This window comes from Qipengyuania xiapuensis (assembly GCF_019711395.1).
GTDB lineage: Bacteria > Pseudomonadota > Alphaproteobacteria > Sphingomonadales > Sphingomonadaceae > Qipengyuania > Qipengyuania xiapuensis.
Genome location: NZ_JAIGNL010000001.1, coordinates 415361 through 431719, shown reverse-complemented (window position 1 = coordinate 431719; position 16359 = coordinate 415361). Strand labels below are relative to the sequence as shown.

Annotated in this window: 20 protein-coding genes; 8 read left to right on the top strand and 12 right to left on the bottom strand. The window is 64.3% G+C overall.

Annotated features, from left to right (window positions below; genetic code table 11):
- Nucleotides 1–31 precede the first annotated feature (31 nt).
- Complete coding sequence (locus K3163_RS02210) at nt 32–823, bottom strand: LytTR family DNA-binding domain-containing protein (RefSeq protein WP_221429377.1); 792 nt, start codon at nt 821–823, stop codon at nt 32–34.
- Nucleotides 824–983: 160 nt separating this feature from the next.
- Between K3163_RS02210 and K3163_RS02205 the strand changes: the two genes are divergently transcribed.
- Nucleotides 984–1523: a DUF2306 domain-containing protein gene (locus K3163_RS02205; RefSeq protein WP_221551666.1), complete on the top strand. Its 540-nt coding sequence runs from the start codon at nt 984–986 to the stop codon at nt 1521–1523.
- Nucleotide 1524: 1 nt separating this feature from the next.
- On the opposite strand, the gene purT is transcribed toward K3163_RS02205, so the two are convergent.
- Entirely contained in the window at nt 1525–2688 is a 1164-nt protein-coding gene (gene purT, locus K3163_RS02200) for a formate-dependent phosphoribosylglycinamide formyltransferase (RefSeq protein WP_221551656.1), read from the bottom strand.
- Complete coding sequence (locus tag K3163_RS02195) at nt 2685–3965, bottom strand: aspartate kinase (protein WP_244921429.1); 1281 nt, start codon at nt 3963–3965, stop codon at nt 2685–2687. The genes purT and K3163_RS02195 overlap by 4 nt, the downstream gene beginning before the upstream one ends.
- A gap of 53 nt (nt 3966–4018) precedes the next feature.
- Between K3163_RS02195 and ubiG the strand changes: the two genes are divergently transcribed.
- Nucleotides 4019–4777 carry a bifunctional 2-polyprenyl-6-hydroxyphenol methylase/3-demethylubiquinol 3-O-methyltransferase UbiG gene (gene ubiG, locus K3163_RS02190; RefSeq protein ID WP_221551654.1) on the top strand — a complete coding sequence of 253 codons (759 nt, stop codon included), beginning with the start codon at nt 4019–4021 and terminating at the stop codon, nt 4775–4777.
- On the opposite strand, the gene K3163_RS02185 is transcribed toward ubiG, so the two are convergent.
- A complete protein-coding gene (locus K3163_RS02185) occupies nt 4758–5807 on the bottom strand; it encodes a glycerophosphodiester phosphodiesterase family protein (protein ID WP_221551651.1) in 1050 nt (349 codons plus the stop codon). The genes ubiG and K3163_RS02185 overlap by 20 nt on opposite strands.
- Here K3163_RS02185 and K3163_RS02180 point away from each other — a divergent pair.
- Nucleotides 5806–5973 (top strand): hypothetical protein, encoded by a 168-nt coding sequence (locus tag K3163_RS02180; protein WP_221551641.1) that lies wholly within the window; start codon nt 5806–5808, stop codon nt 5971–5973. The genes K3163_RS02185 and K3163_RS02180 overlap by 2 nt on opposite strands.
- Here K3163_RS02180 and K3163_RS02175 read toward each other — a convergent pair.
- The 3 genes from K3163_RS02175 to K3163_RS02165 all read right to left on the bottom strand — a co-directional run bounded on the left by K3163_RS02175 (nt 5967) and on the right by K3163_RS02165 (nt 7783).
- Nucleotides 5967–6314, bottom strand: coding sequence for an ArsC family reductase (locus tag K3163_RS02175; RefSeq protein WP_221551638.1), 348 nt, complete (start codon nt 6312–6314; stop codon nt 5967–5969). The genes K3163_RS02180 and K3163_RS02175 overlap by 7 nt on opposite strands.
- A 119-nt stretch (nt 6315–6433) precedes the next feature.
- Nucleotides 6434–6916 (bottom strand): crossover junction endodeoxyribonuclease RuvC, encoded by a 483-nt coding sequence (gene ruvC, locus K3163_RS02170; protein WP_221551636.1) that lies wholly within the window; start codon nt 6914–6916, stop codon nt 6434–6436.
- A 120-nt stretch (nt 6917–7036) separates the two neighbouring features.
- Nucleotides 7037–7783: a YebC/PmpR family DNA-binding transcriptional regulator gene (locus K3163_RS02165; protein ID WP_221427002.1), complete on the bottom strand. Its 747-nt coding sequence runs from the start codon at nt 7781–7783 to the stop codon at nt 7037–7039.
- Nucleotides 7784–8044: 261 nt separating this feature from the next.
- On the opposite strand from K3163_RS02165, the gene K3163_RS02160 reads away from it, so the two are divergent.
- Together K3163_RS02160 and K3163_RS02155 are read left to right on the top strand one after the other, a co-directional pair.
- Entirely contained in the window at nt 8045–8776 is a 732-nt protein-coding gene (locus K3163_RS02160; RefSeq protein ID WP_247710024.1) for a DUF4136 domain-containing protein, read from the top strand.
- Between the two features lie 129 nt (nt 8777–8905).
- Nucleotides 8906–9196 (top strand): hypothetical protein, encoded by a 291-nt coding sequence (locus tag K3163_RS02155; RefSeq protein WP_221551634.1) that lies wholly within the window; start codon nt 8906–8908, stop codon nt 9194–9196.
- On the opposite strand, the gene dut is transcribed toward K3163_RS02155, so the two are convergent.
- Together dut and K3163_RS02145 are read right to left on the bottom strand one after the other, a co-directional pair.
- A complete protein-coding gene (gene dut, locus K3163_RS02150; RefSeq protein ID WP_221551632.1) occupies nt 9193–9654 on the bottom strand; it encodes a dUTP diphosphatase in 462 nt (153 codons plus the stop codon). The genes K3163_RS02155 and dut overlap by 4 nt on opposite strands.
- Nucleotides 9647–11458 carry a bifunctional phosphopantothenoylcysteine decarboxylase/phosphopantothenate synthase gene (locus K3163_RS02145; protein ID WP_221551630.1) on the bottom strand — a complete coding sequence of 604 codons (1812 nt, stop codon included), beginning with the start codon at nt 11456–11458 and terminating at the stop codon, nt 9647–9649. Before K3163_RS02145 ends, dut begins: the two co-directional genes overlap by 8 nt.
- A 143-nt stretch (nt 11459–11601) precedes the next feature.
- Here K3163_RS02145 and K3163_RS02140 point away from each other — a divergent pair, with 143 nt between their 5' ends.
- On the top strand, nt 11602–12003 hold the full coding sequence (locus K3163_RS02140; RefSeq protein WP_221551620.1) for a hypothetical protein: 402 nt from the start codon (nt 11602–11604) through the stop codon (nt 12001–12003).
- Here K3163_RS02140 and ubiB read toward each other — a convergent pair.
- Both ubiB and K3163_RS02130 read right to left on the bottom strand, forming a co-directional pair.
- Complete coding sequence (gene ubiB / locus K3163_RS02135; protein WP_221551618.1) at nt 11981–13543, bottom strand: 2-polyprenylphenol 6-hydroxylase; 1563 nt, start codon at nt 13541–13543, stop codon at nt 11981–11983. The two genes, K3163_RS02140 and ubiB, sit on opposite strands and share 23 nt — an antisense overlap.
- A gap of 3 nt (nt 13544–13546) precedes the next feature.
- A complete protein-coding gene (locus tag K3163_RS02130) occupies nt 13547–14278 on the bottom strand; it encodes a class I SAM-dependent methyltransferase (RefSeq protein ID WP_221551616.1) in 732 nt (243 codons plus the stop codon).
- A 56-nt stretch (nt 14279–14334) separates the two neighbouring features.
- Here K3163_RS02130 and mutM point away from each other — a divergent pair, with 56 nt between their 5' ends.
- Both mutM and K3163_RS02120 read left to right on the top strand, forming a co-directional pair.
- Nucleotides 14335–15150 (top strand): bifunctional DNA-formamidopyrimidine glycosylase/DNA-(apurinic or apyrimidinic site) lyase, encoded by an 816-nt coding sequence (mutM, locus tag K3163_RS02125; protein WP_221551614.1) that lies wholly within the window; start codon nt 14335–14337, stop codon nt 15148–15150.
- 81 nt (nt 15151–15231) lie between these two features.
- Nucleotides 15232–15603 carry a hypothetical protein gene (locus tag K3163_RS02120; RefSeq protein WP_221551612.1) on the top strand — a complete coding sequence of 124 codons (372 nt, stop codon included), beginning with the start codon at nt 15232–15234 and terminating at the stop codon, nt 15601–15603.
- A gap of 9 nt (nt 15604–15612) precedes the next feature.
- Here the strand turns inward: K3163_RS02120 and K3163_RS02115 are convergent, their stop codons facing one another.
- The gene (locus K3163_RS02115) at nt 15613–16284 is read right to left on the bottom strand and encodes a glutathione S-transferase family protein (RefSeq protein ID WP_221427010.1); all 672 of its coding nucleotides are present in this window, start codon (nt 16282–16284) and stop codon (nt 15613–15615) included.
- Between the last annotated feature and the right edge of the window lie 75 nt (nt 16285–16359).

Genomic DNA, 16359 nt, shown 5'->3' with positions numbered 1-16359 from the left:
CTTAGGGCGCACCCGCCCTTACGGCAAGCGGCTATAGCCAGCCTGCCGCCTTGAGCTCGCCGGCGCGGTTGCGCGATACAGGCGCTTCGATGCCACGCGCGAGGACAAGCCGCAGGTTTCGCCCCTCGCGCCTGACCTCCTCCACCGCATCGCGGGCGACCCACCAACTGCGATGCACCTGACGCCCGTCCACCCCTTTGAGTTCGGCAATGGCGTCGCCGAGGCGCATGAGCACGAGCTCACTGCCCAGCGACGTGTGCGCGCGGACATAATGATCTTCCATCTCGAGCGCGAGAAGCTCCGTCCCGATCTCCGGAGGCAGCCTGTCGAGGAAACGTGGCGGCTCAGGTGCCGTTGGCGTGCTCGGCTCGTCCTGCGAAACGGGGCTATCCATTTCAGTTACGGAGCGCTGCCCCATCGTGAACAGCACCGTGATCATCCCGCCGATGACCGCCACGTAGAAATAATTCTCCAGCGCTTCGGACGCATCGGGCATGCGGGCGCGATCGGGAAGGCGCGGAAGGAGCCATACGACGATCGCCATCGGGATCGACGAAAGCAGCACTCCGGCGACGCGCAGGGCCCAGACCGGAAGCGCCAACGCCGGTGCAATCTTCTGGGCGAGGACATCAATCGGGGAATAGAGCGCATAGCCGATGTAGGCGAACCCGACCCAGACGATGAGGCGCGTAGCCAAGGGGTCCTGAAAGCTCCCGAACGGACCGATGAGCGCCAGTGTCACCCCGATCACACCCATGAAGGCGAGATCGATGAGAATCTTGCGCAAGATGGCCCTGCGCCCGGTCGGGAAAGTCTGTGCCATGCGCCTGGAAAACTAGCGCCCATTCGCGCTTCGTAAAGTGGCAAACGGGCGGATTCGCAGCCTTTTCGCGCAGTGTGCGGCCTGCCCGCGAAAGCTGCGTTGAACGCAAACGGGCAGCTGGCATCGATGGGGCACCAGCTACCCGACAGGACTTCTTTTCATGACCGCTCTCGCACTTCCCTCGACTGCAAAATCCCCCGCAAACGGCAATAGTTTCGACATCGGGCCGCGCACCCGCCTCGCTGTCGCAGTGATCGCGATCGGGCTCACCTCGGCAACACTTGTTGCCCTGTTCCGCGGGCTGCTCGGCATCGCCCCCGACCATTCGAACATCCGCCACTTCGCGATCTTCCTGCACGTGGCGACCGTGTTGCCTGCCATCCCGCTGGGCGGTTACCTCCTGCTCGCCCGCAAGGGAGGCTCGCGGCACAAGCTGCTCGGCCGGATCTGGGTCGGGCTGATGGTAGCCACCGCGTTTTCCGCGATCTTCATCAAGACGGGCGGATCGTTCAGCTTCATCCACCTCTTCATCCCGCTGACCTTCTGGACGAGCTACAAGGTGGTCGCGACCGCGCGCCGCCGCGACTTCGCAGCTCATCGCAAGGAAATCGTCGGCCTCTATCTGGGCGCGCTGACCATTCCCGGCCTGGTCGCTTTCTCGCTTCCCGGGCGGCTGATGAACGTGTGGCTGTTCTGGTAAGTCAGTCGCCGTAGACGATGCGCACCTTGTGGGCGGCATCGCGGGCCTTTCTCCGGGCCTCGTCGGTGTCGCCAGCGGTCGCGAGCGTCACACCCATGCGGCGATAGGGGCGACTGGTCGGCTTGGCGAAGATTCGCAGGTCGGTGCCAGGCTCGGACAGGGCATCGGCGAGACCTTCGTAGGACAGTGCCTTGCTGTCGCGATCGGCGAGGATCACCGCACTGGCCGAGGGGCGTGCCCGCAATTCGGCAGGCACCGGAAGCCCGAGGACGGCACGCGCATGCAGGTCGAACTCGGTGAGGTTCTGACTGACCAGAGTGACCATGCCGGTGTCATGCGGGCGCGGTGATAGTTCCGAGAAGATGACCTCCTCGCCCTTCACGAAGAACTCGACCCCGAACAGGCCATAGCCGCCCAGATCGTCGACGACCTTGCGCGCCATGTCCTGTGCCTTGGCGATGGCCGCATCCGACATGGGCGTGGGCTGCCAGCTTTCCTGGTAATCGCCGCGCTCCTGCCGGTGGCCGATCGGCGGGCAGAAAGTCACGCCGCCCTTGTGCCGCACGGTAAGGAGTGTGATCTCGTAGTCGAAATCGACGAACTGCTCGACGATCACGCGCTGGCGGTCACCGCGCATGTTGGCGCAGGCATAGTCCCACGCTTCCTCGAGCTTCGCTTCTTCGCGCACCGTGCTCTGGCCCTTGCCCGAGGACGACATGACCGGCTTGATCACGCAGGGGAACCCGGTGTGCTCGGCCGCCGCGCGCACTTCCTCGAGGTTCTTGGCATAGCGATATTTCGAAGTGACGAGGCCAAGCTCATGCGCCGCGAGGTCGCGGATCGCATCGCGGTTCATGGTCAGCTGCGCGGCGCGCGCGGAGGGAACGACGGTGAAGCCTTCCTCCTCGAGCTCGGCGAGCACGGCGGTGCGGATCGCCTCGATCTCGGGCACGATATAGTCGGGACGGTGCTTCTCGGCCGCCTCGCGCAGTTTTTCGCCATCCAGCATCGAGAAGACCTCGCGCGCGTCGGCCACCTGCATGGCGGGCGCATCGTCATAGGCATCGCAGGCAATGACATATGCGCCGAGGCGCTTGGCAGAGATCACGAACTCGCGGCCCAGTTCACCCGAGCCGAGAAGGAGGATCTTCGCGGTGTGGCTCACGCAGCCTCGTCCGCCGCGTCGAGGCCATAGGCGGTGTGCAGAACGCGTACCGCCAGTTCGGTTTCGTCCTCGTCGATCATCACGCTGACCTTGATTTCCGAGGTGGTGATAGCCTGGATGTTGATCCCGCGGTCGGCGAGCGCCTTGAACATCGTCGCCGCCACACCGGCGTGGCTCTTCATGCCGACACCCACGACGCTGATCTTGGCGATCTGGCTGTCGGTGATGATGCGGTTGAAGCCGATGTCCTCGCGCTTGTCTTCCAGCAGCGCCTGCGCGCGTGCGAGGTCGGCCTGCGGGACGGTGAAGGTCACGTCGGTCTCGCCCTTGTCGCGGCCGACGTTCTGGATGATCATGTCGACATTGATGCTGGCAGCAGCGAGCGGCTCGAAGATATGCGCCACCGCGCCGGGCTTGTCGGGCACGCGGGTGAGGATGATCTTGGCTTCGTTCTTGTCATGCGCGATGCCGGTTACGTGCTGGCGTTCCACTTCGCCCTTCTCCACCAATTCGTCCATTTCCTCTTCCGACACGATCATCGTGCCCGGAAGCTCGTCCGCGGGGACGGCATCGTCGCCCACGAAACTGGAGAGGACCTGCACACGCACGCCCTCCTTCATTGCCAGGCCCACGCTGCGGGTCTGGAGCACCTTTGCGCCCACGCTCGCCAGTTCGAGCATTTCTTCGTAGGTCACGGCCTTCAGCTTGCGGGCCTTGGCCACGATCCGAGGGTCGGTCGTGTAGACGCCGTCGACATCGGTGTAGATGTCACAGCGGTCGGCTTTGACTGCCGCAGCGACAGCGACTGCCGAAGTGTCCGAGCCGCCGCGTCCCATCGTGGTGATGCGGCCATCTTCCGATACGCCCTGGAATCCTGGAATGACGGCGATCTCGCCCTCGGCCATCGACTTGGCCAGCGCTTCTCCGTCGATGCTGTCGACGCGTGCCTTGGCGTGCGCTTCGACCGTGCGGACGGGAAGCTGCCAGCCGAGCCAGCTGCGCGCCTTGCAGCCAAGCGACTGCAGCGTGAGCGCGAGAAGCCCGCTCGTCACCTGCTCGCCGCTGGCGACCACGACGTCGTATTCGGCGGGGTCGTAAAGCGCGTTCGCCTCGCGGCAGAAATTGACCAGCCGGTCGGTCTCGCCCGCCATGGCGCTGACCACCACCGCGACCTCGTTGCCGCCTGCGGCCTGCTTGCGCACGATATTGGCGACGCGCCGAATGCGTTCCGTCCCCGCCATCGAGGTGCCGCCGAATTTCATCACGATACGTGCCAAGCGAGGAATTCTCCGTGCTGGAATGCTCAGGGTTTGGCTGCTAGCCACGCGGCATGAGCGATGCAACCACGAGCCGTCAAAGCAATACTTCAGCCGGCCAAACGATCCGGCCCGACGAGGCCGCGCATTTCGGCAAGCTGGCGAAGGACTGGTGGGACCCGAAGGGCTCCTCCGCGATGCTGCACAAGCTCAACCCCGTCCGGCTCGAATTCCTGCGCGAGGCGATCGATTTGCACTGGGCGGGCGACATTCGCAGCGCCAAGCCGCTCGCCGGCAAGAGCGCCCTCGACGTCGGCTGCGGTGCGGGCCTGTTGTGCGAGCCGCTGGCGAGGCTTGGGGCAGACGTGACCGGTGTCGATGCAGCGCCCGAGAACACCGCGGCCGCGGCGATCCACGCCGAACGGTGTGGCCTCGACATCCGCTACATGGCGGGAGAACTTGCTTCGCACGACATCGGCACTTTCGATCTCGTCACAGCGATGGAGGTAATCGAGCACGTTGCCGACAAGCAGGCCTTCGCCTCGCAACTGGCGGCGCGGCTTGCAGACGGCGGGCTGATGGTCCTCTCCACGCCCAACCGCACGGTTCGCAGCCGCGCGCTGATGATCGGCGCTGCAGAGGGCATCGGCCTCATCCCGCGCGGTACGCATCACTGGGAGGACTTCGTCACTCCCGAGGAGCTGTCCGAAATTCTCGCAGGAGCCGGCCTCGAAACGGGCGAGCCGCGCGGCATCGCCTTTTCGCCGATGAGAGGCCTCCACCTCTCCGACGACCTCTCGCTCAATTACATCGTCACTGCGCGAGCGCGCTGACCACGAGCCCCGGATCGTCGGTGAAGACGCCGTCGATACCCTGTGCCTCCAGGATCGTGACCATGCCGAGCACATCGCCCGTGCCGTTCTCCGCCGTACCACGTCGTAGCACGGGCGGGAGGTACGCGTTCTCCTTGCGCAGGGTCCAGGCGTGGACCGCCAGGCCCGCCTCCTGCGCATCGGAAGCAAGGCCGCTCGGTATGCCTTCGGGACCGAAGAGCAGGTTCATGTTCACGCCCACCGCATCGGCATAGTCGGCGATTTCGGCGAGGCCCGAAGACGAGACCATGTCGCCATAGCGCATGGCAGGCTCGTCCGCCGGACCGTCGTTCGTATTGACGAGCTGCACCAGCTTCACATCGACCAGCCGGTCGAGCCGGCGCAGGGGCCCAACTTCGAAACACTGGACGAAGACCGCGGCATCGGCGCCGTCGAGCCCCGCCTCGCGCAAAGCGGTCACCAGCAGATCGACGCTGTCGATGCCGGCATCCTGCAGCAGGAAGGTGGGATGCTTGAGCTCGGGATAGAGGCCGATGGTACGGCCAGTCTCGGCCTCCTTGGCGCGGACGAGCTGGACGATCTCGGCAAAGGTCGGGACCTGGTAGAGACCGTCATAGCGCGTGTTGGCGGGGCGCATGCCGGGCAGGCGCTCCTTGGCACGCAGGGTGCGCAATTCGGCAAGCGTGAAGTCTTCCGCGAACCAGCCGCTCACCAGCCGCCCGTCGATCGTCTTGCTGCGGCGGCGATCGGCAAATTCCTCGCGGCTTCCCACGTCGGTCGTGTCCGAAAGCTCGTTCTCGTGCCGCGCGACGAGGACGAGGTCATTGGTCACCACGAGATCCGGCTCGACGTAATCCGCACCCTGATCGATCGCCAGCTCGTAGGCCGCCAGCGTATGCTCGGGCCGCTCGCCGCTCGCACCGCGATGCGCGATGACCAGCATGTCCTCGGCCAGAACGGGCGCAGAGGGGCCGAAAACCGCAAGGATTAACGAAATCTTGAGGACGAATCGGGTAATTTCCCCGGGCATGTTCAAGAAGCTCCTCTTAGGTGCGGCCATTGTCGTGGGCCTTATCTACGGGTCCGGCAATGATTTCGGCACGATCAAACGCCACATCCTGAGTGCGGCGAACGAGAACGCGCGCAGTGTCACCCACGGCGATCACAACGGCTGGGGCGACACCAGCGGCTATTGAAGCGCCGCCTTCCACGCATCTTCCGAAAAACCGACCAGCACACCATTCTGATGTTCGACCACCGGGCGTTTGATCATGCTCGGGTTCTCCACCATCAGCCGCACCGCCTTCGCGCGGTCGATATCTGCCTTGTCCTCGTCGGGGAGCTTGCGAAAGGTGGTGCCGCGCTTGTTGAGCAGCGCCTCCCAGCCCGCCGCATCGGACCAGCTTTCAAGCTTTCCGGCGTCAGCGCCTTCCTTCTTGTAGTCGTGGAAGTCGTACGCGATGCCCTGCGCATCGAGCCACTTCCGCGCCTTCTTCACGGTGTCGCAATTGGGAATGCCATAGAACTGGATGGTCAAGTGCTGCCTCCTACAGCTTGGAACGGATGGAACACGGTCCTGCGCGAAAAAGCGCGTGGCCGGATAAATCGCGCAAGATCGGTACTAGAGACGGGATCCTGCGGCTTCATGACAGCTGCCTAGCGCCCTTGCGGCGTGTAGGACAGGTGCGCACTGGCAATCGCCACGGCGAGCGCGTCAGCCGCATCGGCACCTGCAATTTTCACACCCGGCAGAAGAACCTTGAGCATGGCCTGCACCTGCGCCTTGTCCGCCCCTCCGGTGCCGACGACAGCCTTCTTGACCAGCCGTGCGGCATGTTCGGAAACCTCGAGCCCCGCCGCACCGCATGCGGCCAGCACCACACCTCTCGCCTGCGCGAGCTTCAGCGTCGATTGCGGGTTCTTGTTGACGAAGACTTCCTCGGCCGCCGCACGGTCGGGCTTGTGCTCGGCGATCACCGCCTCGAGCGCCGTCTGCAGGTGCGACAGCCGCCGCGCCATCGGGGCCTTGGCATCGGTCGGCACCTGCCCGTTTGCGATATGCGTGATGCGCGAGCCCTCGGCCCGGATCACGCCCCAGCCGGTGCAGCTGAGCGAGGGATCGAGGCCGAGGATGATCACGAGGCTTCCATTCCTATTCGAGCCCGATCATCCAGCCGAGCCGCCACGCGATAGCGAGCAGGAAGGCCCCGCCAAGGATGATGGCCAGCACCCATTCGCGCAGGCTCATCGTGGGCAGCCTCAGGCGCCCACCTTCTCCATCACTTCGTCCGAGATGTCGTAATTGCCCCAAACGGTCTGGACGTCGTCATCCTCTTCGAGCGCGTCGATCAGCTTGAGCAGCGTGCCCGCACCCTTCTCGTCCATCTCGACGGTGAGGTTGGGCTTCCATGCGAGCTTGACGGTTTCCGCTTCGCCCAGCGCCTTTTCGAGGTCGCCGGCGACCTGGTGGAGGTCGTCTGCTGCGGTCCAGATCTCGTGGCCGTCTTCGGAGGAGGAAATGTCTTCCGCGCCTGCTTCCATCGCCGCTTCGAGGACCTTTTCCTCGTCGCCCGCTTCAGCCGGGTAGAAGATGAAGCCGAGGCGTTCGAAGCCGTGCTGGACGCTGCCCTCGGTGCCGAGGTTGCCGCCGTTCTTCGAGAACGCGGTGCGCACGGCGGTGGCAGTGCGGTTGCGGTTGTCGGTCAGCGCTTCCACGATGATCGCGCTGCCGCCCGGGCCGTAGCCCTCGTAACGGACTTCCTCGTAGTTCTCGGCGTCTGCGGCCGAGGCTTTGTCGATTGCGCGCTGGATATTGTCCTTCGGCATCGACTGGCTCTTGGCGGCGTTGACCGCAAGGCGCAGGCGCGGGTTCATGTCCGGATCGGGCATGCCCATTTTCGCCGCCACGGTGATTTCGCGGCTGAGCTTGGAAAACAGGTTCGAGCGCTTTTTGTCCTGCGCGCCCTTGCGGTGCATGATGTTCTTGAACTTGGAATGGCCTGCCATGGGTTTTCTTACCGTGCGCAAATGAATGGATATCGGGCGGTCCCTTAGCCCGCCCCGCCCCCTCACGACAACCCTCGTGACGAGTGCAACATATGTGAATCCGCGCATTCAAAGCCGGTTCATGGCCAAGGCGCTAAACCCCTGATCATTCGCTGGAAGAATGCCCGGGGGAAACGGCACGCGGCGACTGTTAGGAAATTTCGTGTATGAAGCGCAATTGCATGCAGCAGTTCGCTTGCGCGATGAATAAGGACCAATGCCATGACTACCCGCAAGAAGGGTTGGGGGCAGAAGCTCAAGCTGGCCTCCGTACCGATGATCCTCGCAGGCCTCGCCGCCTGTGCCACGCCGTTCAAGGCCGATGTCTCGCGTTTCCAGACGCAGCTGCCCGCCCCGCAGGGCGAGAGCTTTGCCGTCGTCGCCGATGACCCGGCGCTCGCCGGCGGCCTCGAATTCTCGCAATATGCCGACCTCGTCGAAGCGCAGATGGAACGCCTGGGCTATGCCGAAGCGGCTACGCCCGAAGAGGCGACCCTGCTCGTGCGTTTCGATTACGGCGTCGACAATGGCCGCGAGCGTGTGCGCACGACCGGCTTCCACGACCCGTTCTATTCGCCCTGGTACGGCTATCGCGGGGCGTTCGGATATTATCCGCGTACACGCTACATCCGCACGCGTGACGGGCGCCTCCTGCGTACTCGCAGCGTCGGCAGGGCGTGGGGCTACGGTTTCTACGATCCGTGGTTCGGCAGCCCCGAAGTGCGCAGCTACACCGTCTACACCAGCGGCATCGACATGAAGATCGATCGCGCGGCGACCGGCGAACGCCTGTTCGAAGGCAAGGCGCAGGCCCTGTCGACATCGAACCGCCTGCAGTACCTCGTGCCGAATCTGGTCGAGGCCATGTTCACCGACTTCCCGGGCAACTCGGGCGAGACGGTGCGCATCTCGGTCAAGCCGGAGGAGGAAAACAAGGTCCGCCGGATCGACTAATCACTATGGTTCATCGTCATGGACGGGGAACACCGAGGAAGGGCGGCCATGGATCGGGCCGCCCTTTTTCGTGCCCTTCCCGCAAGTACCGCGAGTGTGCTATAAAGCCCGCCAATTCAGGGAGATGAGATGATGACCGCCCTTGCCGCACCGGCCGCCAAACGGATCCGCGCGATCTACTGGACCGTCGCCGCGCTCGTGCTCCTGCTGCCTGCGATTGCAATGCAGGTCACCGCGGAGGTCAACTGGGGTCCGGGCGATTTCGCGATCATGGGCGGATTGCTTGCGCTGGTCGGGATCGGCATCGAGATGGCGCTCAAGGCAGCACTCGGCAAACGCGCAAGGATGCTCGCCATCGGCGCGATGCTGGCGCTGTTCCTGCTGGTCTGGGCCGAACTTGCCGTCGGGCTGTTCGATTAGGCCAGCTTGGCGTGGCCGCCGGTCGAGCCGAAACCGCCTTCGCCGCGAACTGTTTCCGACAATTCTTCGACCTCTTCCCACTTCGCCTGCGTAACCGGTGCGAGCACCAGCTGCGCGACACGGTCGCCGCGGGCAATCGCGAAATCGTCGGTCCCGTGGTTGATCAGAAGGACCTTCAGCTCGCCGCGATAATCACTGTCGATGGTGCCCGGCGTGTTGGGCACCGTGATACCGTGCTTGAAGGCAAGCCCTGAACGCGGGCGAACCTGGATCTCGTAGTTCTCGGGGATCGCGACCGAAAGGCCGGTGGCCACGGCGTGGCGCTGGCCCGGCTTGATGGTGACGCTTTCCGCCGCGAGCACGTCCATGCCGGCAGAGCCTTCGGTGGCATAGGCGGGAAGATCCAGACCGTGGCCGTGCGGCAGCCGCTTGATCTGGACACCGACGGGCTTAGTCACGCGGGTCTTCCTCCGGCTCTGCGAGCGCTTCTGCGGCGCGCATCACCAGCTGGCGCGCGACCTCTTCCTTGGGCATTTCGGCAAGGCTCTCGACACCGTCCGAGGTGACGATGTGGACCTGGTTGAGGTCCCCGCCCATCACGCTTTCGCCGATCGAGCCTGCGACATTGTTGGCCACGATCCAGTCGGCACCCTTGCGCTTGCGCTTCGACTTGGCGTTCTCGACCACGTTCTCCGTCTCGGCGGCAAAGCCGATGAGGAGATGCGGGCGCTTGCGGCCAGCAGCCACGGCAGCGAGGATATCGGGGTTCTCGGCGAGGATGAGGGCGGGCGGCGCACTGCCGCGCTTCTTCATCTTCTCGCCTGCGACATGGCGGCTCTTCCAGTCGGCGACGGCGGCGACCATGAATGCGGCATCGGCGGGCAGCGCGTTGCGCACTTCCTCGGCCATGTCGTCTGCCGTCTCGACGTCGATCCGGTCGACACCGATCGGCGTCGGCAGGTGAACGGGGCCGGCGATAAGCGTGACCCGGGCACCAGCGGCAGCGGCCATTGCGGCGATTGCAAACCCCTGCTTGCCGCTCGAACGGTTGGCGATGTAGCGCACCGGATCGATCGGCTCGCGGGTCGGGCCGGCGGTGACCAGTACGTGCTTGCCGTAAAGCGGGCGGTGTTCGGGATCTTCGTCGAAGATCGCCTGGCCGTGCAGCGGATCGGCTTCGAGGGCTTCTTCGGGCTCGAGAACCTCGACCTCTTCGGGGATTGGCTGCGCAACCGCGCGCTTGTCCTTCTTGCCAACCGTGTGGTTGATCGCTTCGCGGTCGGTCGGGGGAGCGCCGGCAGCGCCGCCCTTCTTCGCCAGCAGGCCGCCCATGTCGGGCTTGAAATCGGTATCCTCGACCAGCGCTTCGGCATCGAGCATTTCGAGGTCTTCGAGGTCTTCTTCCTCCTCGTCGAACTCCTCGTACTCTTCCTCGATCTCCTCGTGGGTGCGCTTGGCGGTCGAGCGCGGAATGATCGCGGAGAGCAGGCTACCGAGGCCGCTCTTGGGCTCTTCCTCTTCCTCGGGCTCGAGCGCTTCGAGGGCGATGTCCTCGTCCTCGTCGACCTCGAGCTCCTCCTCGACCTCGGCCTCTTCGGCCGGGGCGGGCGGTGCGAGCGCAGGTGCGGGCGGAGCGAGTTCGGCAGCGTCGATATCGAGATCGAGCTGCTCGGCAATCTTGTGCAGGATCGCTGCGGGTTCGGGCAGGCGGCCGGGGCCGAATTCGCCGCAAGCCATCGCGCCTTCGTCCGGGTCCATCACGGTGACGCCCGCCTGGCGCAGCCATTCGGCGTTACGCTGGGTCGCCGAATGCTCCCACATGCGCACGTTCATCGCAGGAACGGTGACCACCGGCTTGTCGGTGGCGAGAATCAGCGTGGTCGCGAGATCGTCGGCAATGCCCGCCGCCATCTTGGCGAGCAGGTCCGCAGTCGCCGGGCAGACGACCACGAGGTCGGCATTGCGCGAGAGCTGGATATGCCCCATCTCGACCTCGTCCTTGAGGTCGAAGAGCGAGGTATAGACCTTGTTTTCCGACAGGGCAGCAAGCGCCATGGGCGTGACGAACTGCTGGCCGCCCTCGGTAAGGACGCAGGTGACATCGCCGCCCGCCTTCTTGATGAGGCGCACGAGCTCGCACGACTTGTAGGCGGCGATACCGCCACCGATCACGAGCAGGATCTTCGGACCGCTCACGCGCGAACCCTCGCTATCTTCATGTCGCGCAGCGCCTGCTGCGCGGATCGGCTGGTGCATTCCCATTGCGTCATCGATGCGCTTGCTAGCGCCCCCTGTCCGTCATTGCCAGCGCGTTCGAGCAGGCTTCGGCAAGCCGGTTCGAGCGCAATTGACGGTAAGCCTTGGCAGCCTATGGTTGAGAAAACGGTAACGAGAGGGGATTTGCCGTGCATTTCATACTTGCTGCATTGCTGGCGCTGGGCGCCTTGCTGGACCTTGCCCTGGGTGCGAGTTTCTTTGTCGACCCGGCCACGGCAGGCGTCGATTTCGGGCTGCAATCGCCCACGCCCATGGGATTGTCCGCCATGCGCGGCGATTTCGCGGCGTTTTTCTGGGTGGCGGCCATCAGCATGGGGATCGGCGCGTGGAAGCGCCGCTCCGACGTGCTCTGGCCCGCACTCGCGCTGTTTGCGATCGCCTTTTCCGGGCGGCTGGTGAACCTGCTGGTGGTCGGCGATTACGATGGCTGGTGGCAGCCGATGACCGTGGAAGCGCTCCACGTCATCGTAATCGGCCTCGCTATCAGGACCTTCCCCTGGAACGGGACTAGCCCAGCAGCCCCTGCGTGACGGCGAGCCAGGCGGCCGCGCCGCCGGCTGCGAATACCGCGACATAGCCGAGCCAGCCGCGACGTTCCTGCCGACGCTGCTTGCGTTCCCACATGATCTCGACCTCGGGTAGCGGCGGCGGTTCGGGCGCGCCGCCCTTGGGCGGGAAGCGGTCCTCGATACGGCGCACGAGGTCGGGGATACGCAGGAGCGTCTCGGTATCCTCCCGGATACGGTCGGCGATGGCAGCTTCCGGCCCCAGCTCGTCGCGGATCCAGCTGCGCACATAGGGCGCGCTGGTATCCCACATGTTGATGCTGGGATTGAGCTGCGTCGCGATGCCTTCGACCATCACCATGGTCTTCTGCAGCAGCAGCAAATGCGGCTGCGTCTGCATGTCGAAATCGCGCGTGATGGCGAAGAGCCCGTCGAGCATCTGGCCGACCGAAAGCTCGCTCACCGGCTTGCCGCGCATCGGCTCGCCCACGGCCCTCAGCGCCGTCGCGAACTCGTCGACGTTGTGATAGCTCGGCACGTATTGCGCCTCGAAATGGATCTCGGCGACGCGTTTGTAGTTGCCCGTCGTCAGCCCGTAGAGGATTTCCGCCAGCCACATGCGCGCGCGCCGGTCGATGCGGCCCATGATGCCGAAATCGATCGCGGCGATGGTCCCGTCCGGTTTCACGAACAGGTTCCCCTGGTGCATGTCCGCGTGGAAGAAGCCGGCGGCGATCGCCTGCTTCAGGAAAGCGAGGACGAGGCGGCTCGCCAGTTCGTCCGTATCGTGGCCGGCGGCGCGGATCGCCTCGGTATTGCTGATCTTGATTCCGTCGATCCAGTCGACGGTCATCACGCGGCCATTGGTGCGGTCCCAGTCGATGCCGGGGATCTCGTAGCCTTCGGTGCCGATCATGTGCTCGGCCAGTTCCGAGGCGGAGGCCGCCTCGCGGCGCAGGTCGAGCTCGCGATTGGTCCAGCGCTTGAAATTGGCAATCACCAGCCGCGGGCGCAGGCGCGCAGCTTCGCCGCCCATCGCCTCGACATGCGCTGCCGCCCATTCATAGGTGTCGATATCGCGCGCGAACTGCTCGCGAACGCCCGGGCGCAGCACCTTGACCGCGACCTTCCTGCCGTCGGTCGTGACCGCGCGGTGGACCTGCGCGATCGAGGCCGCGCCGACCGGCTCGGGATCGAATTCGGAATAGAGGCTTTCGAGCGGCTGCTCGAAGCTCGCCTCGATGCTCTGCTTGATCTTGTCGAAGCCTACCGGCGGCAGATCGTCCTGCAGCTTCAGCAGGTTGCGCGCCGCATCCTCGCCCACGAGGTCCGGCCGCGTCGCCAGCGTCTGGCCTAGCTTGATCGCCGCCGGGCCGATCTCGCGGAAGGCACCGGCATAGTCGGGCTCCTTCGGCTGGATCGTGCCGAAACGGGCGATCCGCACCAGCCGCTTGACCGGCGGCGGTGTATTGGGATCACGCTCGATCCCGCGCAGCGCACCGTGGCGCGCGAGCGTGCGGCCCCACTTCAGCAGCCGCCAGATATGCGTAGCGGGTCTGGCCACCTGCTAGACCTTCCACCCCGAATGGATGTTGACCGCACCGCCGAGGATTTTCTCGACCCGCGTGTTCGCAAAGCCTGCATCGCGGATCATGGCCTCGAACTCGGGCGGCCTCGGGAAGCGGCGGATCGATTCGGCGAGATAGCGATAGCTCTCCTCGTCATTGGCGATTACCTTGCCGATCTTGGGCATGAGCTGGTGCGAATAGAGGTCGTAGACTTCCTTGAAGCCGGGCCAGTCGGTCTGGCTGAATTCCATGCAATAGAAGCGCCCGCCGTACTTGAGCACGCGGTGCGCCTCTTTCAGCGCCTTGTCGATGAAGGTCACGTTCCGAATGCCGAACACGATGGTGTAGGCATCGAAAGTGCGGCTCGAGAAAGCCAGTTCCTCGGCGTTCTGGCGGCTCCAGACGAGGCCGTCGATCCCGCGCTCCATCGCGCGTTCGATGCCGACGTCGAGCATGTCCTGATTGATGTCGCTGACGGTAACGCTCGCGCCCTTTTCGGCCATGCGGAAGGCGATGTCGCCCGTGCCGCCGGCCATGTCGAGAATCTGCTCGCCCGGCTGCGGCTTCACGCGCTTGACGAAACGGTCCTTCCAAAGACGATGCATGCCGCCGCTCATCGCGTCGTTCATGATGTCGTACTTGGCGGCAACGCTCGAAAAGATCTCACCTACGCGGCCGGTCTTCTCGCTCGCATCGATATCTTCGTAGCCGAAGGAAACGGTGTCACTCATAGGGTGGGGCCTTAGGGGGAATTGAGCGGAGCGCAAAGGGTGTTAGAGGGTATTTCATGCCCGAATTACCTGAAGTCGAAACAACGGTGCGCGGCCTTGCGCGGTTCCTCGAAGGGGAGACGATCACGCGGGTGACCGTGAACCGCCCCGATATGCGCCGCCCCTTCCCGCCCGACCTTGTGCAGGCGCTGACCGGCGCCAGCGTGACGCATCTGACGCGCCGGGCGAAATACGGCCTTATCCATACCAGCCGCGACCATGCCTTGGTCTTCCACCTCGGCATGAGCGGGCGCTGGCGGATCGACCCGGAGGTGGACGAGAAGCATGACCATCTCGTGATCGAGACTGCGGGACACCGCTTCGCGCTCAACGATCCGCGCCGCTTCGGCTCGGTCGATTTGATGACCAATGGCGAACTGGTCAGCTGGAAACCCTTCGCCGCGCTGGGGCCGGAGCCGCTGGGCGACGACCTCACGCCCGAGCACCTGCGCGAGGCGACACGCGGACGCAAGCAGGCGATCAAGCTGCTTCTGCTCGACCAGCGGATCGTGGCGGGCCTCGGCAATATCTATGTCTGCGAGGCGCTGTGGCATTCAGGCATCCACCCGCGAAAGGCAGGCGGCAAGGTGACCATGCCGCAGCTTCGTCGTCTGGTACCTGCGATCAAGGACGTGCTGGAGCGCTCCATCCGCGACGGCGGCAGCACATTGCGCGACTTCGCCCAGCCCGACGGCGAGCTAGGCTATTTCGCCACCCGCTTCCACGTCTACGGCCGCGAGGGCGAGCCCTGCCACCACGAGGACGGCGGCACGATCCGCCGCATCGTGCAGGGCGGGCGCAGCACGTGGTTCTGTCCGGTTTGTCAGAGGTGACTGAGGTGCCGTACGCCGGAGCATTCAAGATGAAGCCAAGTCCCCGTAGCCACACCGAAAAACTGATTATATGTCTTCGGAATGTTCTCTTGGCTCAAAAATGGACTTTCCAGACCGCATCCCCTGGAAAATTGGTCCGTCGAGATTGCTGAAGACCATATAACGACTTCTGACGGTCAAGGTGAGGTGCACCAACTGCCGCTCGCCGATTTGGAGGAAGTCGTCATCGCTACAGACGACAGTGGTCCGTGGGGCGCTGATGTAGTGTATCTACTATATTCAATGGAGAAGGAGCCGGTGGGTCTTTTTCCGATTGAAGCGCAGGGAACTCAAGAATTTGTCGAGTGGCTTAGCCAAAGAGATGGCTATAACGACCAGCAGCTGAGAAACGCTATGCGGTCAACCCAGATCGCGAGATTTCTGATCTATCAGCGGCCAACATCAAGAGGCTGAATACTCTCCTCACAAATCCAGCGATGCATATTCCCGCGGCGGGGGCAGGCCGTCCATCTTCTCGCTTAGCAGCGGGCGGAAACTGGGGCGGCTCTTCATGACCATGTACCAGTCGCGCGCCTGCTCGTGGCCGCGCCAGTCGATCCCGCCGAGATAGTCCACCACCGAGAGATGCGCCGCGCAGGTGAGGTCGGCAAGGCTCAGCTGCGGCCCCGCGAGCCACTGGCGCGTGTCGACCAGCCAGTCGATATAGTCGAGGTGGCCGTGCAGCATCCGGCCCATGTTGCGCAGCACCTGCCCGTCGGGCGGCTGGCGCAGGATGATGCGCTTCTTCATCTTCTCGTGAAGCGCGGGCTCGGTCACGTCGGTATAGAAATTCTCGTCGAACAGCGCGACTAGGCGGCGGATTTCCGCGCGCTGCCGCGCCCCGCCCGAGATCATCGGGTTACGCTCGACAGTCTCTTCGAGGAATTCGCAGATCGCCTGGCTGTCGCACAGCGTCACACCGCGCGCGGCATCGTGCAGCACCGGCGTGCGGCCTGCCGGATTGAGCTGCCAGAAGGCATCGCGCCCTTCCCACGGATTCTCGCGCACGAGCTCGTAGGCAACCGACTTCTCCGCCATCACGAGGCGGAGTTTCCGGCTGAAGGGACACAAAGGGAATTGGTGGAGCTGCCACATGCTGGCCAATGCTATTGCATTAGCTGCACCCGCGCGTCCACCAGTCCAATGGGGGTAGGCGAAGTTTTTTCGCAA